Consider the following 20,412-nt stretch of genomic DNA (forward strand, 5'->3'; position numbering starts at 1 on the left):
GGGCCCCCCCCGCCCCCGCGGGCGGGGCCCTTCGTGCGTGTGCGGGCCACTTAGGCTGGTCGACCGCCGAAGTCCCACTGGTGGGCCTCGAACGCCGCGAAGTCAGTGGGGGAGAGGACCCTGTGCGCGTCGCCCGCGGAGGCGGCCTCCAGCAGCACGGCCGCCCCGACGACCACGGCTCCGTCGTCGGACAGGAGAGGCCCGCAGGCGATCAGGTCCTCGCCGACCGGTAGGTCGATGTGGTCCGTCGGTTCGCAGAAGCCGAGAACGAGATATCGGTCACTGCCCGGCAGTCCGTCGCCGAAGTCCCACATGGTGCGACCGAGCGTGTTGCGCCACCGCCGTAGCAGCACGTCCCGGTAGGCACCGGCCTGGTAGCCGGGCTCCTCGAACGCGAACGCGCGAGCTGCAGTGGCATCGGGAAGGTCGAGGATGTGCACGCTTCCGGTCAGCGTCTCGTCGCTGGTGAACGTCGGGCCCCGGGCGATCATCGTCGCGGCGAACCGGTCCATGTAGGTCCAGTGCTCCTCAACCATCTCAGCTCGCAGTGGCGTCGACCCCGGGCGGTCGCGGTGATAGCAGAAGAACTCCATGGGCTGAGACTCACCGGCCGCGCCGTCCCGCGCAATCGGTTATCTCAGCGGGTCCGTAGGGTGGGAGCCGAGGAGGGCTGACATGGTGAGCGATCGCGACCGGAACGAACAAGGGCGGGCACAACAGGCTCGACCGCGCGACGCCCTCGGACGCCCGTTGCCGTACGGCGCGGTCGGCGTCGAGCCCATCTCCGAGGAGCCGCTCCCGCCGGAGGAGACCCTGGCGTACGCCCGCCGTCTCCTCGACGAGGGACGCCCCTTCGCCGCCCACGAGGCCCTAGAGGTCCGGTGGAAGTCGTGCCCGGAGGAGGAGCGCGGCCTGTGGCAGGGACTTGCCCAGCTGTGTGTCGGCCTGACCCACCACGAGCGCGGCAACGCCGTCGGCGCCTCGCGGCTCATCGAGCGGGCGGCGCGGCGGTTGGAGACGTACGGGCAGGGCGGCGGTCCCACCTACGGTCTCGACCTCGCAGCGCTCATCGCCTGTGCCCGAGACCGGGTATAGGTCCCACCGCCTGTTGGCCCTCGAGGGCACCGCCGTGCTTGGGTTGATCCATGACTCGCACGGTCGATGTCGACTACCTGGTGGTGGGCGCCGGCGCCATGGGGATGGCGTTCACGGACACCCTGATCGAGCATGCCGACGTACGGGTCGCGCTGGTCGACCGCCGTCACGGCGTCAGTGGACACTGGCTGGAGGCGTACCCGTTCGTACGGCTGCACCAGGCCTCCGCCTTCTACGGCGTCGCCTCGACCCTGCTCGGCGGCGGGCAGCTTCAGCAGCGCGGACCCGAGGCGGGTCTTCAGGAGCGGGCCACGCAGGCGGAGATCTGTGCCTACTACGCCCGGGTCCTCGACCGAATGGTGGAGTCGGGGAAGGTCGAGTTCTTCCCGAACAGCGAGTACGTCGGTGACAACACGGTCGTCTCGCACATCTCGGGCGAGCGGCTCGAGATGCCGGGGGCCCGGGTCGTCGACGCCCGCTACCTGGCGCCCAGCATCCCCGCGGAGAAGCCGCCGCCGTTCGGTGTGGCCGAGCACGCCCGGGTGCTGCCGGTCAACGAGCTCGCGCGGCTCGAGGAGGCGCCGAGCCAGTACGTCGTCGTCGGCTCCGGCAAGACCGCGACCGACGCGTGCGTCTGGCTGCTCTCGCGTGGTGTGGACCCGGACGCGATCTGCTGGGTGCGGCCGCGGGACCCGTGGATGCTCAACCGCGCGGTCGTCCAGCCGGATCCCGCGATCTTCCTCGGTATGGCCGCCGACACGATGCAGGCCGCCGAGCAGTCGACCTCGGCCGAGGACCTGTTCTGTCGCCTCGAGGAGGCCGGCATCATGCTCCGCATCGACCGCACCGTCATGCCGACGATGGCCAAGGCGCCGACGCTGGCGACGTGGGAGCTGGAGAAGCTGCGTACGCTCGAGAACGTCGTACGCCGCGGCCACATCCGACACGTCGACCGCGGCTCCCTCACCTTCGCCGACGGATCCGTCGCCGTCGCCTCCGACGCGCTGGTGGTCCACTGCGCCGCGGACGGCCTGAAGTATCCGCCCCTGGTCCCGGTCTGGGGTCCCGAGGCGATCACGCTGCAGCCGATCCGGGCCGGCTTCCCCTGCTTCGGTGCCGCGATCACGGGCTACGTCGAGGCGACCCGCGACTCCGACGCCGAGAAGAACCGGGTCTGCCCACCGAGTCCCCTCGGCAACACGATGGCGACATGGGCGCGGATGAACGTCCTGGGCACCCAGGCGGCCATGTCGTTCTCCTCCGAGCCGGACATCAAGGCCTGGTCGGACCGGGTCGCGCTCAACCCGGCCCGGGTCCCGCCCGGCCATCCCGCCTCCGCAGCCCTGGACGATGCGCGGGAGCGGTTGGCGAAGCACACCAAGCCCGGGCTCGCCCGGCTCGCCGAGCTGGCCGGACCGATCTGAGTCGACGCGAGGGCTCGGGTCACTCGACCGGTGGGGGACACGCGATGCGGACGAACTCGTCGTACTCCTCGGCGAGCTCGGTGGCGACCTCCGCGAGCTGACCGAACCCGGCCTGGCTGGCGCTGCGGGCCTCGGCGTGCATGAGGGCGGCCGACTCCTTGTACTGCGCGCACAGGACCGCCAACGGCTCCGGCGCGGGCAGCGACTCGGGCTGTTGCCGTTCTCCCTCCGGCAGGTCCTTCCATTTCTGGTTGGCGGACTCGATGGCTGATCCCAGTCGCTCCACCGGGTCGCGCGGGATGTTGGTCGTGTCCATCGTGCTGGCGGAGAAGCCGTTGCCGATCTGGTTGCCTTGGTTGGGGCCGTCGAATCCCAGCGCCCCGGTCGGGTCCTGCTCGCCGTTGCCGCCGTACCGGAGCCAGCGCAGATCACCGTTCGTGTCGACGAAGTAGAAGATCCGCGCAGGCGCCGGCTGTCCCTCGAGGCCGGCGCGGTCGGTCAACCCGCCGAACAGGTGACGCACCGTGTCGAAGCCGTTGCCGATCTGATTACCCGAGTTGTTGTCCACGAACCCGTTGGTGCCGGACGGATCGAGCTCGCCGTTGCCCGTGTAGCGGAACCAGAGCATGTCGCCGTTGTCCCGGATGGCGAGGAATGCCCCGTCGCCGACGCCCACGATGCGACGGAAGCCGAGGAAGCCGTTGCCGATCTGGTTGCCCTGGTTGGGGCCAGGGAATCCGCGGACCCCGGCGGGGTCGTGCTCGCCGTGGCCCTCGTACTGGAACCAGAGCAGATCACCGTTCTCGGCGACGGCGAAGATGGTCGTCGCCGTGGTCTGTCCTTCGCGGGGAGAGACGAACAGGTGGCGGAAGGTGTGGAAGCCGTTGCCGATCACGTTGCCGGGGTTGTTCTCCACGAAGCCGTTGGTCCCGCTGGGGTCGTGCTCGCCCGCCCCGGTGTATCTGAACCAGGTGAGGTCCCCGTTCGGTGCGACAGCGAGGAGGATGCCGTTGCCGCCGCCCACGACATGGAGAAAATGGTCGAAGCCTCGGCCGATCTGGTTGCCCGAGTTGTTTCCCACGAATCCGTTCGCGCCCGTCGGGTCCTGCTCGCCGAATCCGTCGTAGCGGAAGTAGCGCAGGGCGCCGTCGTCCTCGACCGTGAAGAAGCGGCCGACGTGGGGACGTCCGACGCCCGGAGGCGCGGTGCCGTTACCGGTGTAGATGATGTGCCGCATGGGTAGGCCTCCGATCGCCCGCTGCCTTTGCTCGTCAGCGTTTCAGCGGCCGCGTTCGTGGGCATCGCCCAGATGGAGGATCTGCGGCTTCAGCGGGCCGAAGACGCTTGCCGGACCGCGTCGCGCCCGGGCACAGTCGCAGCATGCGCATCCTGGGGGTATCGACGGCAGGTGCCGGACACTTCAACCCGATGAAGCCGTGGTTGAAGCGCCTCGCCGAGTGTGGGCACGAAGTCACGGTGGTCGGCCCACCAGGGTTGGCGGCGGCCGCCCACGAGTTCGAGTTCCGCGTCGGGGCCGCGCCCGACCCGGCGTCGGTGGCAGCGATCTGGCAACGGGTGGCCGAATCGCCGATGGAGGTGTCGCGGGAGCTGGTGCTGCGGGATCTCTTCGGGCGGCTCAACTCCGAGGCCATGATCCCGGCAGTCCGCGCCGCGATCGACGATCTCCGGCCTGACCTGGTGCTGCGGGACCCCGCCGAGTACGCATCTGCACTTGCCGCCGCGGAGGCGGGTGTTCCCCACGTGCGGCTCGGCGTCAGCCTCTGCTCTCAGATCGCGTTCTTCGAGAGCGCGGCGGCACCGGTGCTCGAGGCCTGGAGACCAGGGCTGCACCGCGAGATCGTCGACTCGCCGCTCCTGACCAGATTCCCGGCGAGCCTCGACCCTTCGCCGGTCTCCGCTACCGGGCGCTACCGGGTCGGTGAGCCCCCCGCGCGCGATGTCGACCCCGGTTTCGTCTATGCGACCCTCGGCACCGTCGCGCCCACGATGCCCCCGATGCGGCCGTGGTTCGGCATCGTCGCCGAGGTTCTGGGCGCCCTTCCGGTCAGAGCCGTCTTCACCATCGGCCATGACCTCGACCCCGCACGGATCGCTGCCGCCCCGAACGTACGGATCGAGACGTGGGCCGACCACGCCGACGTCCTCTCCCGCGCAGCGGTGGTCGTCCACCACGGCGGATCGGGCACTGTCCTCGACGCGCTCGCTGCCGGCGTCCCGCAGGTGATCGTGCCCCTCTTCGCCGACCAGGGCGCGAACGGTGCTGCAATCGTGAAGGCAGGCGTGGGGACCGCCCTGCCCCACTCCGGAGGCTCTGCCTTCCACATCCCCCAGGGCGGCGAGGTGGAGAGGTTGCAGACGATCGTCGCCGAGACGATGGCTTCAGACACGGTCCGTGGGCGCGCAGCCGAGGTCGCCGCGGAGCTGTCCGCCCTGCCCGAGCTGGACATCGCCATGCTCGGCCTCACCTGAGGTCGTGGTCAGGTGGTGCCGGACCCCGCGTGGAGCCTGGTCAGCGACTGCTGGATCCGCCAGGCAGCGAAGGCGGCCAGCAGGCCTCCTGCGATGCCGACCCACCCGGCGGAACGCACCTCGCCTTCCTCGCCGATCGCCTGCCAGGCCGCTATGACGACCCCGACATAGTGGACTGCGATGAGGGCACCGGCGGAGATCAGGACGGCCGTGGCGAACCGACGCCGGGAGGAGAGAGTCAGCAGGCCGACGGCCAGGCAACCGACCGCTGCCGCTGGCTCGAAGATGTACTCGGCGCTTGCGCCTTCCTCGACCTCGGTCCAGAACGAGCTGAAGCCGTCGTAGGGGAGGAACAGCGCGAGGGTGGCCAGGCCGGCGCCGGCCATGGCGGACACCAGCCAGACGGGCTCTACAGGACCGCGGTCGAGATCCGGCGGTGATGCGCTCGAGCACGCCCGGCCTGCCGCGACAGCCCCCACTCCGCCGCACACGACAAGAAGGCTCAGAGCAACGCCGATGCCGCCGATGTCCTCGAGCGAGAACTTCACCAGTCCGATGCCGGCGGCGCCCACGAGGATCCCGACCACGACGAACAGCCCCGCAGCGTCGGCGGTGGCCAGCTGCTGACGGCGGAGCCGGCCCGCGGCGAGGAGGAGAGCAAGAGAGGCCAGCGCCACCTCGAACGGTGTGACGACCGCGAACGAGTTCCAGGACGTCGTGGTCTCGGCCAGCAACGGCAACGGAACCGCAGCCAGGAGCGCCACGGCAGCTGTCGAGGCGACGGCCGGTACCCACGCGGGTGGCTGGGGTTCGGCAGGCGCGGCCGGCGGTGGTGAGGGCGAGGCCTCAGCGGGCCGGCGAGCTCGTTCGGCCGACACGCGTACGACGCGCTGAGGGTCGTGCTCGGCCATGTCGTCCAGCGTCGCGCGGGCCGCGGCGGCGCTAGCTGGGTCCGCGTCGTCCAGCAATGCGGTCAGCTCCTCCACCGCACCGAGACGTACGTTGGTGAACGGACTCGAGATGGCACCACGCAGATCGGCCAACAGGTCCACCGGTTCGGGTGGGCGGTTGCTGCGGGCGATGTAGAAGTCTCCCTGGACGTCGAAGACCCACTTGCCCGGAGTCTGCGACGGCGTAACGGTACGCACCCGGTCGAAGGCGAAGTCGTACAACTCGTCGACCGACACGAAACCGTCACGGTCCCGGTCCGCCTCGCCGGTGGCCAGGCCCTCGACCAGGGCCGAGGTGAACACCGACGGCTTGCCCTGGCCGGCGAGCTGGTCGCCCTCGAAGGAGTACTCCATCGCGCTCGACGCCGTCAGCACGATCCGCCCGCGGCCGTCGAAACGCTCCATGATGTCCATGCGCTCATCGCCGCGATTCATCATCCCGCGCGCGAAGGCGCCGCTGTAGCAGCAGTCCAGGAGCAGCACGATGCGCCGGGACCGACTCTTCGTCATCTGCCTGTTCACGTAGTCGGCGGGCAGGGACGTGGCGTCCAGGTGGTCGATCTCGGTGTCCGGCGTGGCGAAGTAGAGCCGGCCGTCCTCATCCTTCACCCCGTGGCACGAAAGATGCAGCAGGAGAAGATCGTCGAGCCCGCGGTCATCGAAGAAGCTCGAGACCTTGCGCCGGACCACGTGCTCCGGCTCGTTGAGCGACACCTCGACCTCGAAGCCGCCGATCTCGGCGTTCCGGAGGACGCCTGCCAGCTGCTCGGCGTCGGTGGCGGGCGCGCGAAGCCTGCTCAACCGCTGGTCGTGGTACGTGTCGTTCGCCACCACCAGCGCGCTGCGCCGCCCCGCGGTCATGACACCGGTGAGGAAGCAGGTGGGCCTGCCTCCCCGGATCCACGCAGGGCCGCGACGAACTCATCGATGAGTCGATCCTGCTGCTCGCGCGACGCGGAGTCGATCTTGAGCGTCTGGTCGCCGATGGTGAGCTCGACCGCACGGGCCCCGCGAGCAGAGGACATCCACCCGCGGATCACTCCCACGATGGCGGTGACAGCGACCAGCGGCTCCTGGAAGGCCACGAGAAGAACCCCGATCGCCGCGACGTCGACGCCACGGGTGCCGGCAGGCGCCTCGCCCGCGCTCGCGCGTTCGACATCATCCACGCCGAGGTCCAGCAGCTCTCGGCGCAGGACTGAGCTGAGCTCCTCGAGACGCTCCACATCAGGATCGAGGATCGTGATGGTCATCTGGCGACCCATCCCCGGCACCTCCCTTCACTCGGACTACCCGTTTCGTCGGTGGATCTCTATGTCTGGATGGCGCGGCCGGCGGCACGGGGGCTGATGTGGCCGGCCTCGACGAGCCAACGAACGGTGTCGCGCATGGACTCGACCAGAGATCGTCCGCCGATCCCGAGCTCGTCGGACGTCGCGGAGTAGTCGACACGGGTGTCGAGCGCGACGAGCCGGCACCCCTCCAACGCGTGCGGGAGGAACGACCAGCCGGTGCGATAGCCGAGGTGCACCACCGGGAGCGCGGCCCACAGCGGCATGCGTACGGCCGGAAGTCGGCGTCCCGTCACCGTGCGAAGCGTCTCGTGCGGAGTCGCGACGTTCTCACCGGGAACGAGGTAGCGCCGTCCGGGCCGCGTGAGTGCTGCGACCACCACCTCGGCGGTGTCGCGTACATCCACCCACTGCACCTGGCCCCGCGGCCAAGTGGGAAGTCGGTCGCAGAGGATGTCGCGGATGACCTGATCGCTCTCGCCGAGGTAGGGGTCGTGGGGACCGAAGATGCCGCCCGGGTTGACGATGGCGACCGGAGCGCCGGCCTGCTGTCGCAGCCGGGCCGTACGCTCGGACTCCACCTTGCTCTGGGTGTAGGGGCCGATGACGACACCGGTCGGGCTCTGGTGATCCAGGGTCGCGCCGCGTCGCAGCAGTGCAACGGTCGAGGACACGTGGACGATGCCGCTGCAACCGGCGTCGATCGCCGCGTCCAGGACCGTGGAGGTGCCTACCTGGTTCTCGCGGACCATCCGGTCGGCGTCCTGACGCCGGTACGAGAACGTGGCGGCCGCATGGATGGCCTGGTCGCAGCCGCTGACCGCCTCCTTCACGGCTCCGGCATCGGTCATGTCTCCGCGGGCCACCTGGATGCGTCGATCGTCCGGGTCCACGCCGAGCGGCTCGAGGTTGTGGCGCAGCTTCTCCGGGGTCCGCACGAAGGCACGGACCTCGTGGCCCTGATCGAGCAGGCGTTGGAGGACGTGGAGACCGAGGAACCCCGACGCCCCCGTGAGCATGACGACGCTCATGATTCGCACTCTAGAGCCGTGTTGAACGCGCGGGCATCGCTCATCCAGGGGATCGATCGACCACAGCGCGAGCCTCTGTCCGAGAGCGGCCGAAGGGCGTCCGTCACCGACGGAGAGGACGAAGTCCCCTCGTCGGCCGCGACCTGATCGCGTTGCCTGGGAAGCACCAGATCGCCACCCGTCGTACGAGAGGGATCCGCCGATGACCACGGACGCGCCGAAGTCGAATCCCGTTGACTCCCCGTCAGGACCCTTGCCGCCCGCGACCGCGTGGCGTGCGGTGGCTCGCTGTGTGGTCGAGTCGGCGCGGATGCTGACCACCGGGGTGGTGCGCTGGCCGCGCCTGAACGTGGGCCGCCGACTGCGGTTCGCCGACGGGACCACCGGCGGGGTGTACCGGGAGACGGCGGTCGCCCGGGAACCTCTCGAGCCGTGCCTGCTCGTCGTGTGCTTCCGGCTGAGGCTGGTCCGCGGCCGCGGACACGCGCTGTTCCGGGGGGAGAGCTGGCTGAACACCCCGTTGTTCGTGGGGTTCCCGGGATTCGTCTCCAAGCTCTGGCTGACCGACGACGAGCAGGGCCGCTACCGCGGTGTCTACGAGTGGGACGGAGCAGACCGCGCCGAGCACTACGCCCGATCGCTGTGGCGGGTGCTCGCGCTGGTGAGCGAGCCGGGGTCGATCGACTTCCGGGTCGTGGCCGGGCTGCACCGTGATGAGGTCCTCGCCGATCCCAGCCTGCTCGGCGGCCACGGCCGCACCGACCCGGCGGTCCCCGAGTGGTGGCGTCCGGCCACGTCATGAGCACACCCGACGTGCTCGTCGTCGGGGCCGGCCCCACCGGTCTCACGCTTGCCCTCCAGGCCCACGAGCACGGCGCCACCGTACGCGTGGTCGATCGTCGGAGCGAGGCGTTCCGGCGCTCGCGGGCGATGATCGTGCACTCTCGGACCCTGGAGTGCCTCCGCCCGCTCGGGGTGACGGCAGCCCTGCTCGACCGCGCCGACCGGACCCCGCGCGCGCAGCTCCACCTCGGTAGCCGGGTCGTGGATGTCGGGCTGGGGGAGGCGGCCATGCCAGGTACGCCGTACCCGCATCTGACGATGGTGCGCCAGGCGGACGTCGAGGAGGTGCTGACCCAAGCCCTGAGTCGGCGAGGCGTCGAGGTGGAGTGGGGAGTCGAGCTCGACGCGGTCGAGGTGACGGGCGGACAGGCGCGTGCGACTCTCACATCGGCAGGTGGTCGAGAGCTGGTCACGCCTCGGTACGTCGTCGGTTGCGACGGCCCCGGCAGCACGGTGCGTGACTCCGCGGGGATCGCCTGGGAGGGCGGCCCGTACCGTGAGGAGATCGTGCTCGCCGACCTCGAGCTCGAGGCCGGTCTCACTCCAGACGTACTCCATGTGGTCGCGGGTCGTCGAGGCCTGCTGTTCCTGTTCGCGCTCGGCGAGGGAGCGACGTGGCGGCTGCTCGGCACCCGCCCGGCCCGCGACGGGGGTCAGCCGTTCGGCCAGCCCGGCGAGGCCGTGCCCGCTGTCGAGGTGCAGGCCCTCATCGACGACGCCGGGCTGGAGGCGCGGGTCCGGGAGATGCCGTGGTCGGCGCGCGTGCGGCTCCAGCACCGCGTGGCGCGACGGTTCCGGCAGGGGCCGCTCTTCCTCGCCGGGGACGCCGCGCACACGCATTCACCTGCCGCCGCCCAGGGCATGAACACCGGCATCATCGACGCCGTCAACCTCGGCTGGAAGCTTGCGTACGCCGACCGCGGGCGCCCCGCACTGCTGGACTCCTACGAGCACGAGCGCCGGCCGGCGGCGCGGCAGGCGCTCGCCCTCACCCACGCGGTCTTCTTCGCCGAGGCATCCACCCACCCGTTGCCGCAGCTCCTGCGAGGCAGGGCGCTGCCGCTCTTCGCTCCCGCGCTGCCCGCGGTGCTGCGACAACCCCGCGCGATGGCTGCCGTCATCGCCCTTCTCTCCCAGCCGTGGGTGCGCTATCCGGGTATTGCTCTGTCGGTGACGGACGGCTTCCTGGCCCGAGGACCGCGCCCGGGCGCCCGGCTGCCGGACCGCGCAGTCACGTGCGGCGGTCGGCAGGCGCGGCTGCACGACCTCACGGCCGCGCCCGGCGTACACCTGCTCCTGGCGCGCGATGCGGAGTGGGCCGAGGTCGAAGGTCTCGGTCCACGTGTCACCGTCCACCGCATCGACAGCTGGCCCGGCACGGGCATCACCGCCGTACGTCCCGACGGTCATGTCGGCTACCGGTCGGCGCGTGGCGCGCACGCGCTCACCGATTGGCTGGAGCTCGTCGGTGCGGCCTGATCCCCGTTCCGGTCCGTTGACCGGACCGGATGCGGACCCAGGTGGCGTCGATGCTGACGTAGGGGTTGGGTCGGGTGCGCCCGGTGGGTCCCCAGTCGGCGAAGGTGCCGTCGCTGGCGACGACGTCGACGGTGCGAGCGGTGCGGATCTCGGCAGGGTAGCCACCGTCGGGGAGACGTTTGCTCTCCAGCAGGGCCAGTGCGTCGGCGCAGCGAGGGTCGCCGATGTGGCCGGTCTCGGCCATCACGGTCAGGGCGAAGAGGACGTCGTAGAACCGGATCGGCCACTGGATGCGCAGCGGGTCGCGTCCCCAGTCGGGGGAGATGGGGGCGCCGTCGTGGCGTCGCCACAGCAGGCAGCGCCGGAGCAGGACCTCCGCTGCCCGGTCTATGGCGTTCGTGATCTGCGCCGGCGGTGCAGTCGAGGCGGACCGGTGGTGGCGGGCCAGGCCACGCAGCGGGAGCAGGGTCTCCTGGACCGAGGAGGTGTGGGCGGTGGGGTTCCGGTCGCAGTTCCAGCCGCCGTCGGGCCACTGCCACTCGATCAGCCGGGCGGCGAGGATCTCGGTGCGCTCGTCGGCCAGCCCCAGCTCGTGCAGGTACCACAGCGCCAGGCCCTCCTGGGAGGCGCAGCGTCTGATCCGGTCGCCCTGACCCGGCAGCACCGCGGTCGAGGGTGGGCGCAGGTGGCGAGGCGCGAGCAGCCAGGCGAAGACCTGGTCGACCAGCGGTCCCAGCGAGGTGTCACCGGGCGGATAGCCGAGCTCGGCCAGCCCGGCCAGTGTCCAGTGCGGTCCCTGCCACTTGCGGTAGGCGTTGGTCTCGTTGCCCTTTCGGATGGTGCCGTCGGGGCGTCGGTGGGCCAACATCCGCCGCACGTTGTCGCTCTCGGCCACCAATTCGCGGCGCCGTCGCTGACCCGGGTCGTCATCACCGAGCCCGGACAGTAGCCGGTGGGCTCGCCACGCCACCGACGGCTCGGGGGAGGACAGCAGCCCGAGGGTCCAGGGATCGATCTCATCCACCACACATCACCACCGTCGGTCGTCCTGTTTCAGCATCCAGCCTTGGTCGCTCCGACCTCGGAGGACAGGGGCGAACGGCCCCGGCATGGGGCGGTATGACCCTTCGTCGCCTTGCACCGGCGGGGGTATCAGCCGCCCGCGGACGTACCTCCTAGTTCTCAGGAGGTGTTGATCATGTGGATGAGTCGTTCACTCCTCGCCGTCATCGCCAGCGCACTGCTGTTCCTTGCCGCCTGTGGTTCGACCGATGGAGGGTCGGAGGTGGACATCACGGACGCGAGCTCAGCGACGACCGGGAACGGAGACCCCGATCCCGACGATCCGACGGACCCCGACGAGCCGGTGGTGGCCGTGCCGACGCTCCCGATCGGCGGCGGATCGTATCCGCTCGACGGCACGCCCGGTGTGGTCTGCGCCGACGTCAGCTGGCTCTGGCCCGACGGCAACAACCCGTCGGTCCCCGAGGGCATCTCGGTCCGGGTCACCGGGTACGAAGTCGAGCCGGAGGTCTTCGAGCCGGCTGCGGACGCGGCGTGCGACGGCACGTCCTGCCTCGACGGGTTCGTCTTCACCGCCGACTCCACCGGCTGCCAGATCCCGATGCGCTCGCTGGTGCCCTGGACCGACGAGCAGGAGGGCGAGGACGCCGTGCTGCGGCTCGGCGGCGAGATGACCTGCCCGGCCGAGCCCTGCGAGCTCGAGAACGTCGAGGGTGGTGACACCGAGGTGAACCTGGAGGCGCCGGAGGTGGACACCGAGCCGACCGAGCCGACCGAGCCGACCGAGCCGACCGGATCGGTGGAGTCGACGGACGCCACGGACTCGACCGAGTCGGGCTGAGTCATGTCCGAGACGCCGTCGGCAGGGATCGACCGCTGGGTGAGCCTGGCGACGAGCTTCGTCGCGCCGGTGACCGTGATCAGCGGAGTCCTGTTCTACTTTGGGTACGTCGCTGCCCGCGCCCAGTACGACTACTTCGGCCTCGACGTCGACGTCATCGGACTCAGCACCCGCGCGTACGTCATGCGCAGCCCGCAGCCGCTGCTGACCCCGATGCTGGTCCTGGTGCTGGGTGGCGTCGCGGTGGTGGCCCTCCACCGCTGGGTGGGCCGGCACGACACCGAGAGCTGGTTCCGCCGGGTGGTCACGACCGTCCTCGGCACCGGGCTGGTCCTGCTGGCGGCCGGGACGGTGCTGCTGGCGGCGTACTCCGTGATCGGCGGCTGGGCCTACTACTCCCTGCTGACGCCGGTCCTGCTCGGAGCCGGCGCGGCGCTCGTGGCGTACGCCCTCCGGCTGCGCGGCAGGTTCGAGCCGCGGGTCGCGCTGCTCTGGGTGGGCGTCGCCGCCTGCGTGGTCTGGGCGACGGCCACGACCGCGCAGTGGACCGGTCGTGGGCTGGCGATGGAGCAGGCCCGCAACCTGCGCAGCCTGCCCAGCGTCGTCCTCGACACCCGGGAGCGCCTGCACATCCCGGCCACCGCCGGGGTCCAGGAGGTCGTACGCCCGGATGCCGGTGAGGACGACTACCGGTTCCGCTACTGGCGGCTCAGGCTCCTGATCCAGGGCGATGACCGGATGTTCCTCGTGCCCGACACCTGGAGCGCGGGCGGCACGACCATCCTGGTCCGGCTGGACGACGACGTGCGGGTCCAGTTCCAGTTCCGGAACTCACCCCCTGACTGAGCTGAGCCGTCAGTGGTTGCCCCGGCAGGCCTCGCCGGGTGACGGCACGAACTCCTTGAGCCCGGCCCGCACGAAGATGCCGTAGCTCTGCACCCCGTGGTATCGGTCCTCGCCGCCGGGGCTCTGGTTGCCGCGTACGCCCAGTGCGTCGTCGTTGAACTGCGGCGGGTTGCCCTCGATGGCGTCCGCGGTGTCCAGGCCGGAGAACACGCACTCCGAGGAGGCGTGGTCCGGTGCGGGGATCTCGCCGCCGGTGCCGTTCACCTCTCCGGCGCTCGCGGCTCCGGCTCCGGCCAGCACGAGCCCCGCCGCGATGGCACAGCTCTTCATCAAAAGCTTCATGACCTCTGTTCCTTCCGTCTTCGATGCCCCTGATGTGACCTGCCGTGGCACCGAGCTTCGGTCGGCTTTCGGGGCCTGGATTTTCATCATCTGTCCGCTGCCGACGGGTTGTCATACGCCAATCTGGGGGAGTCCTGGGCGCGACCGGGGCGCCGCGTGGGACTCTGTCTAGACCTGTTGCATGCGGTTGCACGGGTCCAAACCGATCAGTTCCGGTCCTGCGGAGGGGATGTCGATGACCCACGCCGATGGCTCCGCGAACGGGAGCACGGACTGGGAGCGTACGAGGGCCTATCTGCTGCACGATCCGACCAAGTGGAACAGCCTTTCCTGGATCACCGCACGCAGCCTGATCGACTCGGTCAACGACATCTTGGGCAAAGGTACGCAGGGGCTCGTCGAGGACCTGCGTAGGCACTGGACGAGGAAGGACGTGCCCCTGACGATCGCCGCTGACGGGGTCTCGAGGTTCCTGGTCATCGGCGACACCGGCGAGCAGGACCCGTCGCAGTACGTCGTCGCGCCGGCGTTGGCGCGAGCCGCGTTCGAGTGTGCGGAAGGCGACAAGAAGAGCTTCGTGCTCGTGCTGAGCGACGTGATCTACCCGTCCGGCAACGTCAACGACTACGTGGACGGCTTCTACAAGCCCTACCGCTCCAACCGGGTGCCGGGGCTCAAGACGCCCCCCGAGGTGCGGGACGAGTTCGCGCTTCCCGAGGACGTCCCGGTCTACGCGATGCCGGGCAATCACGACTGGTACGACGGCCTCTACGGCTTCGCCCACCAGTTCCTGTACGCCGCGGACGATCCGCCGACCTGGCCCAGCGAGCTCCTGGCGCCGTCGTTCGGCGACAGGCTCGGACCCTGGCAACAGATCCGGGACCGCTTCGGCCGGATCATGTGGCGTACGCCCAGCGAACCGGTGGGCAACGCCGCCCCGGCGCGGTGGGGCGAGCCGGCCGACGATGACCAGCCGGCGCCAGAGGCCCAGCTGCAGCCGGCGCCGTACTTCGTCATCGAGGCGGAGCACGTGGACCTGGTGTGCATCGACACCGGCATCGACGGGACCATCGACGAGCGGCAGTTCAAATGGCTGAACGAGCTGGGTGGTGGGAAGCCGAAGATCCTGATGACCGGCAAGCCGCTGTTCGTCAACGGTGAGCGCCGGAAGGGCGCCGTGGCCGGAAGCGCCGGCGAGACCGTCTACGACGTCGTGGCCGAGAGCAAGCACCGCTACGTCGCGACGGTGGGCGGTGACACCCACAACTTCCAGCTGTACGACCCGCAGAGCGAGGGCAGCTCACGCGACGGCCGGTGGCACATCGTCAGCGGTGGTGGCGGCGCGTACACCCACGCCACCCATCCGATCCGGACGGCCGTCTCGGACGCGCGAATGGACCTACGGTTCCGGCCGACCAGGCTCTTCCCTGGATCGGCCGAGTCCCTGGCGTACTTCGCCCAGCAGCTGGTCCCCAGCATCTGGCGGCTGCTGCTGACCGTCGTGCTGTTCGGCGGGGGAGTGGTCCTGGGCCGGTGGCTCGCCGGCGCCGGTGGTGCGGCCATCGCCGCGATGATGGTGCTGATGCTGCTGCACCAGCTGCCGCAACGTCCCGGACGCAGTCTCTTCGGACGCCGCCTGCTCCTACGCCTCGAAGCGCTGGTCGCCGGGGTGTTGGCGACGATGTTTCTGCATCAGTACCTGCCCGATGCGGCAGGAGCGCTCCTGGTGCTGTTCGGGTGGAGCACCCTGTGGATCTGCCTCAACGCCTGGTGCGTGCGCTGGTCGAGATGGTGGCACCCCGTCGAGCAGGTTCCCGGATGGCATCACCTCGCCTTCGCGTGCGTGCTGGCGGCTCTCGTGGTCGTGGCTCTGGTGCCCTGGGGTGTGGATCAGCTCGGCTCAGGCGAGGGACGCGCGGTGTCGTGGTGGCTGTTCGTCGCGGTCGGCTTCTACGCCGTCGTGGCGACCGTCGGGTGGCGGAAACGGATCGTCACCACCGTGAACGGCGCGAAGGCCGCACGCTGGCTCGAGCGCTCGGTCGTGTGGGCCCTGCTCGCACAGGCGGCCGTCGTCTTGGGGGAGATGCTGCGGGTGATGAACGGCGAGGGCTTGACCCTGCTGTTCTTCAGCGGCCTGCTCGGACTCGTGCCGCTGGCGGTGATCGCGGTGGTGGTGCTCGTCGCGATCCTCGCCCCGGACCTGCTCACCCGCCACCTGCACGACGAGCCCGTACGCCGGGTGCAGGCGTGGCTCCGGTGGCGCCGGGTGGTTCAGCCCCTCGTGTTCCTCACGGCGCCCGTGACGCTGATGCTCTGGTGGTGGGTCGCGGATGCCGTCGACTCGGGGTGGATGCGAGCCGCCTTCGCCCTGCCGGCGCTCCTCACGGTGACCGCGATCGGCATGCTGGTCGTCGACTGGCTGCGCCGGGAGCACGAGCGCCTGTACACGCCGCTGATGGTCCTCGTCATCCTGGCCGTCGGTGTCCTGCTGGTGGGGGCGGCGGTGCCGGGTCTGCTCGACGTACCGGGCTTCGAGGCGCCCGGCCAGCTCGCGAACGAGCTCAGAACGTGGTGGCCGGCCGTGGCGGTCGGCGCGGCCCTCTTCACCCTGGTCGCGGTCGGCGCTGCCGTACTCCTCGCCCACCTGGTGTTCCTCGGCGCCTACTCGCTGATCGCAGATCCCAAGGCGTGGGTGAGCCCGCGCTGCCGTCCGGGCGTCTCGACGCCGTACGAATTCATCAGTGAGGCGGACGCGACGGCCATCATCAAGGCCGAGCAGGAGGAGGTGGGCGGCCAAGCCGCCGTGGTCGACGGCGTCGGCTGGCGGACCAGACGACGCGCGCAGATCGCCTTCCCCGGCCTGAACCCGCCCTTCGGGCCGATCCAGAAGTTCGTCTCCGAGATCTACTCCCTCGACGAGCCGCCGTTCTTCAAGCACTTCCTCGAGTTCGAGACCTCACCCACCGAGGCGGTGGTGAAGATCCACCGCGTCCGCGGCGATCAGCCGGTTGAGATCGAAGAGGTGGCGAGGATCAGTCTGACGGTTGCGGCCGCCGCACGGGATTGAGCGCTTCCGACCGCTCAAGAACCGCGCATCAGCCCGCGTCGTAGGCGGCGGTGTGGCGCGGGACCTGCTGTCAGCCGGGGTTGCAGGCCAGATCAAAGTTCGATGCGTGATGGCAAGATGAGTACATGGCATCGGACTCCCGGATGGTGGCATTGGGTTTCGGAAAGTTCGCGCGCGCCGACCGTATCTTCGCCCTGGAGCGCATCACCGGGGAAGAACGCGGCGACGGCCGCCGCACTCGAGTCTGGATCGACGGGGTCACCGACCCCTTGATCGCGTCCAGGACCGAGATCACGATCCTTCGCGATATGGGCCAGGAGTCCGCAGTCACTGCACCCGAGCTCGACGAGGCAATGGACCTCGCCGCGCGCCTGGCGGCCGCGGCTGAGGAGGGTCGGGTGGATCTGAGCGATCTGGGCCGTCGTGCGCGACGCCTCCTCGCCACGACGACGCCATAGGGACGCCATAGGAGAGGGAGACCTCGACAGCTCGCCCCTTCGGTGAGTGACCCATCGCGGCGATGTAGCGCGCTCGCGGCGGATTGACGCGCCCTGTCCGCAGTGCGAAACGACGGTGCCGGATGGAGATTAGGGCATGTCGAGCGCGCGCAGGTATCTCCTGGTCATGGCGTCTTGGACCACACGGCTGATTGGTCCGCCGAGCTTGGCCACGTTGGATGCCGGCCGCGAAAAGGCCGAAATAGTCAGTTCGAGGCTGCCGCTGGCGTGACGGCGTAGCGCGAAGCGCTCCTCTCCTGCCTCTGGGTGGCCAGGGAGTGTGCCATAGGCGAAGCCCCTGAGGTCGCCATCGTCGATGAGGTACACGACTCGGCAAGGGATGCGCAGTGACAGCGGACTCGGTCCGAGCCGCATAAGCACGACTGTGGCGGGTTGAAGCGGGGTGTGGGATGCAGACACGTGCAGACCCGACCGCGCCTGCACCTGCCACGACAGTAGGTCCTGTGCGGCTCGTTCGAAGTCTCGGCGCTGCAAGATGGCCGAGCGTTCGAACCAGTTGAAGCCGGCGACCGGACCAATCGCGGTGTTCCCGACTTCTTCGTAGGTGTAGGCAGCTGAACGCAGTCTGGTGGCCTCATCTTCCGGAAGCTCCTGCACGTCCATGGAGGCATCCTTGCTGATCAAACTGATCAATAGGCAGAACACGCGGCCCAGCACACCAGCGTTGTGCTGATCCGGCTGCACAGGCGGCGGAGTGACGCAGCCCGCAGCCGCGCTGCACGCGCAATCGCGGAGCACATCTGGGGCACACTTCGCGGTGTGAGCGGACGAAAGTACGAGAAGCCAGCCTGGGCGAGTCGCAAGGAACTCGAGGCTGCCCTGGCAGCGGGTGATGATGCTTCATCAGCGCAAGCGCTTGTCGGACTGGTCTTCCACGACGATGACTGGCGTTGGTGCCAGAACAAGTGTCTCGAACTGCTCGGCCATCACAGTCCCAGCCTGCGCCGTATTGCGATCACGTGCCTGGGGCACGTTGCACGGATCCATGGGCAGATGGACGTCGCGCTCGTGCGTTCTGAGTTGCAGCGCATGCGCGATGATCCGGGCGTGCGTGGCGCGATCGAGGATGCCGAATCGGACATCTCGATCTTCATCCCCTGACGCGCTCGTCGCGGCGGTAAGACGCGCTCTCATCGCGGCAGATCCGGGCGAGCAAGTGGCGGCTGCAACAGCTTGGCTGGCAGCATCTCGATCATGGCGAGTGAACGGAAGCGACGTGAAGCGGCATACGAGGCTTCCGTCGCTGCAGTCCTGGCGTACCTCGAAGGTGAGGACGCCGATCTCTACAACCTGCTCGATGAGGCCGCAAAGACGGACGCCCTTGCGGCCGCCTACCGGTTGACGTACCTTGCGGCCAGGACTGCTGAGGAACTGGCCGATAGGACCGGGGAGACACCCTCCGACGTTCTCAATCGGATCATTCAAGAGAAGCACCGCTGAAGCACGACCAGCGGCAAGAGCGTGCAGGTCAGATCGTCCCAACGCGCATCAAGACGAGCCCGTCGTCGGCCCATTCCTCGGCTGATTGAGGCGGTGCCAGCTCCGCGCCGCCGATCCCTGCCTTCCCGCGGAACTCCTTCATCAACGTGACCATCCAGTCAGATGCCTGGGCCTCGACACCGGGCCCGTTGAGAGGGTCATCGATTCCCAGACCGAGCACGACGGCGCCTTCTTCGGTTAGGGTCACGATCGCCTCGTGGAAGTCCCGTGCCCTCAAGTACAGAGAGAGTGCCAAGTCGGCACCAGCATCTCGACGAAGATCGGCCAACGCCTCGGCGTCTCCAGGCAACGGGCTCTCGTAGACGAACGCGCGAAGGAACGCCTCCAACCTCGGGTCGCCGGGGTCGCCGACATCCACGTAGCTAGAGACGAACCGAGACAGCGTCGCGGCACGGTCGTCCGGCTCAACCCAGACATATACGTCGAAGCACGGAGGCACATTGGCACGGTAGCGGTGATCGCACGGATCTTGGTATGAGTGAGCGTCCCGTGCGGCGGAATGACGCAGTTTTCGAAGCCGAGGGAGCTGGCCCGAGTGTGCACGCTGAAGCGACTCGCCACGACTGCTGCGTCAAGATGTTGATATGACGATCCTCATCCGTGTCGGGTATTGGCGTAGCGAGTACGAACCCACGCTGCCAGATCCGCGGCGGCACCTTGATGAGACTTGGGATGACGACGAGCGGGAACTCGTGGTCGCTTATCTTCGGGGCGGTCTGCCCGTGCTGCACATGATGGGGTTCTCGCCCTGTCGGCTGTGCGATTGTTCGGCCAACGGAAACGCAGAACTGACCGACGGGTCGTATCTGTGGCCGCAGGGGCTCGCGCACTACGTCGAAGACCACGGTGTGCGCCTGCCGCGTGAGTTCGAACGGCATGTCTTGGACCGCTGGGAGGGTCTAGAGGAGGCGGCGATGCGGGCTCACGACGCGCCGCCCGATCGTTGGATGCGCATGACCCAGCAGCGGTAGAAGTCTCACAGTCGCGGTGAAACGACGCACGTGTGAATAGCATCGATCCCGGCTGAGCCGCGCACCTACTACGTTCCGCGGTCGTCAGAGGTTCCTGACGATCGATCTCGTCCGTAGCTACGCCGCGTCGTCGTCGGTGAAGTGACCTCGAACCGTTGAGTCATGTTCGATGATGAGGTCGATAGCCTCCCAGAACTCCGCGAGCCAAGGATGAGCGAGCGCCTCGTCTCGTGAGAGCTTGTGGCCGCGATAGCTTACGTTCGGGCCAGCGCTCCCACCCTGAACGAGTGAGCAGGCGAAACCATGGCCCTCGATCCAGCCGTAGCGGCAGCCGAAAGTGACTCGATCCGGGCTCGGCGAAGTCGGGTGATCAGGGTCCCAGTCGTTGTCGAGTATGACGTCGATGTACGCCTCGTGCACGCCGTTGTGGTGGACGCAGTCGGCGAAGTAGATCGCGAACGCGCCGCGCTCGTCATGGTTGATGAAGCCACAGATCCGCTCGTGGAGATCGCCGTGCTCGCAGGTGAAGGTCGTAACATCTCGGTCGGGGTCAAGCTGCAGCGCCATGCGCGAAGCATAGGGGCCTAATCACGCCGCTCAGTTCAGTGGCCGCAACTTCGGGCTCAACTTTGACCTGCCCCTGCTGAACGGGTCAGGCGCCGGCGACGAAGGCGGTGAGAACGTGGCCGTGTCGGTCGAG

At 69.1% G+C, this 20,412-nt stretch carries 22 protein-coding genes; 12 read left to right on the forward strand and 10 right to left on the reverse strand.

Annotated elements, in window-relative coordinates:
- Positions 1-50: 50 nt before the first annotated feature.
- Entirely contained in the window at positions 51-593 is a 543-nt protein-coding gene (locus ACFVDI_RS02355; protein ID WP_378899911.1) for a YciI family protein, read from the reverse strand.
- A gap of 82 nt (positions 594-675) precedes the next feature.
- Between ACFVDI_RS02355 and ACFVDI_RS02360 the strand changes: the two genes are divergently transcribed.
- Together ACFVDI_RS02360 and ACFVDI_RS02365 are read left to right on the forward strand one after the other, a co-directional pair.
- The gene (locus ACFVDI_RS02360) at positions 676-1,095 is read left to right on the forward strand and encodes a DUF309 domain-containing protein (protein ID WP_378899914.1); all 420 of its coding nucleotides are present in this window, start codon (positions 676-678) and stop codon (positions 1,093-1,095) included.
- 50 nt (positions 1,096-1,145) lie between these two features.
- Positions 1,146-2,519 carry an NAD(P)-binding protein gene (locus tag ACFVDI_RS02365; RefSeq protein WP_378899917.1) on the forward strand — a complete coding sequence of 458 codons (1,374 nt, stop codon included), beginning with the start codon at positions 1,146-1,148 and terminating at the stop codon, positions 2,517-2,519.
- 19 nt (positions 2,520-2,538) lie between these two features.
- Here ACFVDI_RS02365 and ACFVDI_RS02370 read toward each other — a convergent pair whose 3' ends face one another.
- On the reverse strand, positions 2,539-3,756 hold the full coding sequence (locus ACFVDI_RS02370) for a hypothetical protein (RefSeq protein ID WP_378899920.1): 1,218 nt from the start codon (positions 3,754-3,756) through the stop codon (positions 2,539-2,541).
- Positions 3,757-3,899: 143 nt separating this feature from the next.
- Here ACFVDI_RS02370 and ACFVDI_RS02375 point away from each other — a divergent pair, with 143 nt between their 5' ends.
- Entirely contained in the window at positions 3,900-5,009 is a 1,110-nt protein-coding gene (locus tag ACFVDI_RS02375; RefSeq protein ID WP_378899923.1) for a glycosyltransferase, read from the forward strand.
- An 8-nt stretch (positions 5,010-5,017) separates the two neighbouring features.
- On the opposite strand, the gene ACFVDI_RS02380 is transcribed toward ACFVDI_RS02375, so the two are convergent.
- From ACFVDI_RS02380 to ACFVDI_RS02390, 3 genes are read right to left on the reverse strand one after another with little or no spacing between them, the layout of a single operon-like run.
- Entirely contained in the window at positions 5,018-6,820 is a 1,803-nt protein-coding gene (locus ACFVDI_RS02380; protein WP_378899926.1) for a caspase domain-containing protein, read from the reverse strand.
- Positions 6,817-7,212 carry a hypothetical protein gene (locus ACFVDI_RS02385; RefSeq protein ID WP_378899929.1) on the reverse strand — a complete coding sequence of 132 codons (396 nt, stop codon included), beginning with the start codon at positions 7,210-7,212 and terminating at the stop codon, positions 6,817-6,819. Before ACFVDI_RS02385 ends, ACFVDI_RS02380 begins: the two co-directional genes overlap by 4 nt.
- Before the next feature lie 59 nt (positions 7,213-7,271).
- A complete protein-coding gene (locus ACFVDI_RS02390) occupies positions 7,272-8,282 on the reverse strand; it encodes an SDR family NAD(P)-dependent oxidoreductase (protein WP_378899932.1) in 1,011 nt (336 codons plus the stop codon).
- A 202-nt stretch (positions 8,283-8,484) separates the two neighbouring features.
- On the opposite strand from ACFVDI_RS02390, the gene ACFVDI_RS02395 reads away from it, so the two are divergent.
- Complete coding sequence (locus ACFVDI_RS02395; protein WP_378899935.1) at positions 8,485-9,084, forward strand: hypothetical protein; 600 nt, start codon at positions 8,485-8,487, stop codon at positions 9,082-9,084.
- Positions 9,081-10,604, forward strand: a complete 1,524-nt coding sequence (locus ACFVDI_RS02400; RefSeq protein WP_378899938.1) for an FAD-dependent monooxygenase — start codon at positions 9,081-9,083, stop codon at positions 10,602-10,604. Before ACFVDI_RS02395 ends, ACFVDI_RS02400 begins: the two co-directional genes overlap by 4 nt.
- On the opposite strand, the gene ACFVDI_RS02405 is transcribed toward ACFVDI_RS02400, so the two are convergent.
- A complete protein-coding gene (locus tag ACFVDI_RS02405) occupies positions 10,570-11,628 on the reverse strand; it encodes a hypothetical protein (protein ID WP_378899941.1) in 1,059 nt (352 codons plus the stop codon). The two genes, ACFVDI_RS02400 and ACFVDI_RS02405, sit on opposite strands and share 35 nt — an antisense overlap.
- Positions 11,629-11,808: 180 nt before the next feature.
- Here ACFVDI_RS02405 and ACFVDI_RS02410 point away from each other — a divergent pair, with 180 nt between their 5' ends.
- Together ACFVDI_RS02410 and ACFVDI_RS02415 are read left to right on the forward strand one after the other, a co-directional pair.
- Positions 11,809-12,468, forward strand: a complete 660-nt coding sequence (locus tag ACFVDI_RS02410) for a hypothetical protein (RefSeq protein WP_378899944.1) — start codon at positions 11,809-11,811, stop codon at positions 12,466-12,468.
- A gap of 3 nt (positions 12,469-12,471) precedes the next feature.
- The gene (locus ACFVDI_RS02415; protein WP_378899947.1) at positions 12,472-13,314 is read left to right on the forward strand and encodes a hypothetical protein; all 843 of its coding nucleotides are present in this window, start codon (positions 12,472-12,474) and stop codon (positions 13,312-13,314) included.
- Between the two features lie 9 nt (positions 13,315-13,323).
- Here ACFVDI_RS02415 and ACFVDI_RS02420 read toward each other — a convergent pair whose 3' ends face one another.
- Positions 13,324-13,656, reverse strand: a complete 333-nt coding sequence (locus ACFVDI_RS02420) for a hypothetical protein (protein WP_328531270.1) — start codon at positions 13,654-13,656, stop codon at positions 13,324-13,326.
- 235 nt (positions 13,657-13,891) lie between these two features.
- On the opposite strand from ACFVDI_RS02420, the gene ACFVDI_RS02425 reads away from it, so the two are divergent.
- Both ACFVDI_RS02425 and ACFVDI_RS02430 read left to right on the forward strand, forming a co-directional pair.
- Entirely contained in the window at positions 13,892-16,723 is a 2,832-nt protein-coding gene (locus ACFVDI_RS02425) for a metallophosphoesterase (protein ID WP_378899950.1), read from the forward strand.
- A gap of 125 nt (positions 16,724-16,848) precedes the next feature.
- Positions 16,849-17,181, forward strand: coding sequence for a hypothetical protein (locus ACFVDI_RS02430; RefSeq protein WP_141793738.1), 333 nt, complete (start codon positions 16,849-16,851; stop codon positions 17,179-17,181).
- A gap of 129 nt (positions 17,182-17,310) precedes the next feature.
- Here the strand turns inward: ACFVDI_RS02430 and ACFVDI_RS02435 are convergent, their stop codons facing one another.
- Entirely contained in the window at positions 17,311-17,844 is a 534-nt protein-coding gene (locus ACFVDI_RS02435) for a DUF1990 family protein (protein WP_378899953.1), read from the reverse strand.
- 156 nt (positions 17,845-18,000) lie between these two features.
- Between ACFVDI_RS02435 and ACFVDI_RS02440 the strand changes: the two genes are divergently transcribed.
- Entirely contained in the window at positions 18,001-18,342 is a 342-nt protein-coding gene (locus tag ACFVDI_RS02440) for a hypothetical protein (RefSeq protein ID WP_378899956.1), read from the forward strand.
- Between the two features lie 93 nt (positions 18,343-18,435).
- Positions 18,436-18,681, forward strand: coding sequence for a hypothetical protein (locus ACFVDI_RS02445; RefSeq protein ID WP_378899959.1), 246 nt, complete (start codon positions 18,436-18,438; stop codon positions 18,679-18,681).
- A gap of 28 nt (positions 18,682-18,709) precedes the next feature.
- On the opposite strand, the gene ACFVDI_RS02450 is transcribed toward ACFVDI_RS02445, so the two are convergent.
- The gene (locus ACFVDI_RS02450) at positions 18,710-19,180 is read right to left on the reverse strand and encodes a hypothetical protein (protein ID WP_378899962.1); all 471 of its coding nucleotides are present in this window, start codon (positions 19,178-19,180) and stop codon (positions 18,710-18,712) included.
- Between the two features lie 145 nt (positions 19,181-19,325).
- Here ACFVDI_RS02450 and ACFVDI_RS02455 point away from each other — a divergent pair, with 145 nt between their 5' ends.
- The gene (locus ACFVDI_RS02455) at positions 19,326-19,712 is read left to right on the forward strand and encodes a hypothetical protein (protein WP_378899965.1); all 387 of its coding nucleotides are present in this window, start codon (positions 19,326-19,328) and stop codon (positions 19,710-19,712) included.
- A 117-nt stretch (positions 19,713-19,829) separates the two neighbouring features.
- Here the strand turns inward: ACFVDI_RS02455 and ACFVDI_RS02460 are convergent, their stop codons facing one another.
- Positions 19,830-20,279 carry a hypothetical protein gene (locus tag ACFVDI_RS02460; protein ID WP_378899967.1) on the reverse strand — a complete coding sequence of 150 codons (450 nt, stop codon included), beginning with the start codon at positions 20,277-20,279 and terminating at the stop codon, positions 19,830-19,832.
- Between the last annotated feature and the right edge of the window lie 133 nt (positions 20,280-20,412).

It is taken from the genome of Nocardioides sp. NPDC057767 (genome assembly GCF_042798275.1).
Lineage (GTDB): Bacteria > Actinomycetota > Actinomycetes > Propionibacteriales > Nocardioidaceae > Nocardioides.

Bases quoted from the DNA above. Each gene is read 5' to 3' on its own strand.
- ACFVDI_RS02355 (WP_378899911.1), bottom strand. From the start codon at position 593: ATGGAGTTCTTCTGCTATCACCGCGACCGCCCGGGGTCGACGCCACTG.
- ACFVDI_RS02360 (WP_378899914.1), top strand. From the start codon at position 676: ATGGTGAGCGATCGCGACCGGAACGAACAAGGGCGGGCACAACAGGCT.
- ACFVDI_RS02365 (WP_378899917.1), top strand. From the start codon at position 1,146: ATGACTCGCACGGTCGATGTCGACTACCTGGTGGTGGGCGCCGGCGCC.
- ACFVDI_RS02370 (WP_378899920.1), bottom strand. From the start codon at position 3,756: ATGCGGCACATCATCTACACCGGTAACGGCACCGCGCCTCCGGGCGTC.
- ACFVDI_RS02375 (WP_378899923.1), top strand. From the start codon at position 3,900: ATGCGCATCCTGGGGGTATCGACGGCAGGTGCCGGACACTTCAACCCG.
- ACFVDI_RS02380 (WP_378899926.1), bottom strand. From the start codon at position 6,820: ATGACCGCGGGGCGGCGCAGCGCGCTGGTGGTGGCGAACGACACGTAC.
- ACFVDI_RS02385 (WP_378899929.1), bottom strand. From the start codon at position 7,212: ATGACCATCACGATCCTCGATCCTGATGTGGAGCGTCTCGAGGAGCTC.
- ACFVDI_RS02390 (WP_378899932.1), bottom strand. From the start codon at position 8,282: ATGAGCGTCGTCATGCTCACGGGGGCGTCGGGGTTCCTCGGTCTCCAC.
- ACFVDI_RS02395 (WP_378899935.1), top strand. From the start codon at position 8,485: ATGACCACGGACGCGCCGAAGTCGAATCCCGTTGACTCCCCGTCAGGA.
- ACFVDI_RS02400 (WP_378899938.1), top strand. From the start codon at position 9,081: ATGAGCACACCCGACGTGCTCGTCGTCGGGGCCGGCCCCACCGGTCTC.
- ACFVDI_RS02410 (WP_378899944.1), top strand. From the start codon at position 11,809: ATGAGTCGTTCACTCCTCGCCGTCATCGCCAGCGCACTGCTGTTCCTT.
- ACFVDI_RS02415 (WP_378899947.1), top strand. From the start codon at position 12,472: ATGTCCGAGACGCCGTCGGCAGGGATCGACCGCTGGGTGAGCCTGGCG.
- ACFVDI_RS02420 (WP_328531270.1), bottom strand. From the start codon at position 13,656: ATGAAGCTTTTGATGAAGAGCTGTGCCATCGCGGCGGGGCTCGTGCTG.
- ACFVDI_RS02425 (WP_378899950.1), top strand. From the start codon at position 13,892: ATGACCCACGCCGATGGCTCCGCGAACGGGAGCACGGACTGGGAGCGT.
- ACFVDI_RS02430 (WP_141793738.1), top strand. From the start codon at position 16,849: ATGGCATCGGACTCCCGGATGGTGGCATTGGGTTTCGGAAAGTTCGCG.
- ACFVDI_RS02435 (WP_378899953.1), bottom strand. From the start codon at position 17,844: ATGGACGTGCAGGAGCTTCCGGAAGATGAGGCCACCAGACTGCGTTCA.
- ACFVDI_RS02445 (WP_378899959.1), top strand. From the start codon at position 18,436: ATGGCGAGTGAACGGAAGCGACGTGAAGCGGCATACGAGGCTTCCGTC.
- ACFVDI_RS02455 (WP_378899965.1), top strand. From the start codon at position 19,326: ATGACGATCCTCATCCGTGTCGGGTATTGGCGTAGCGAGTACGAACCC.
- ACFVDI_RS02460 (WP_378899967.1), bottom strand. From the start codon at position 20,279: ATGGCGCTGCAGCTTGACCCCGACCGAGATGTTACGACCTTCACCTGC.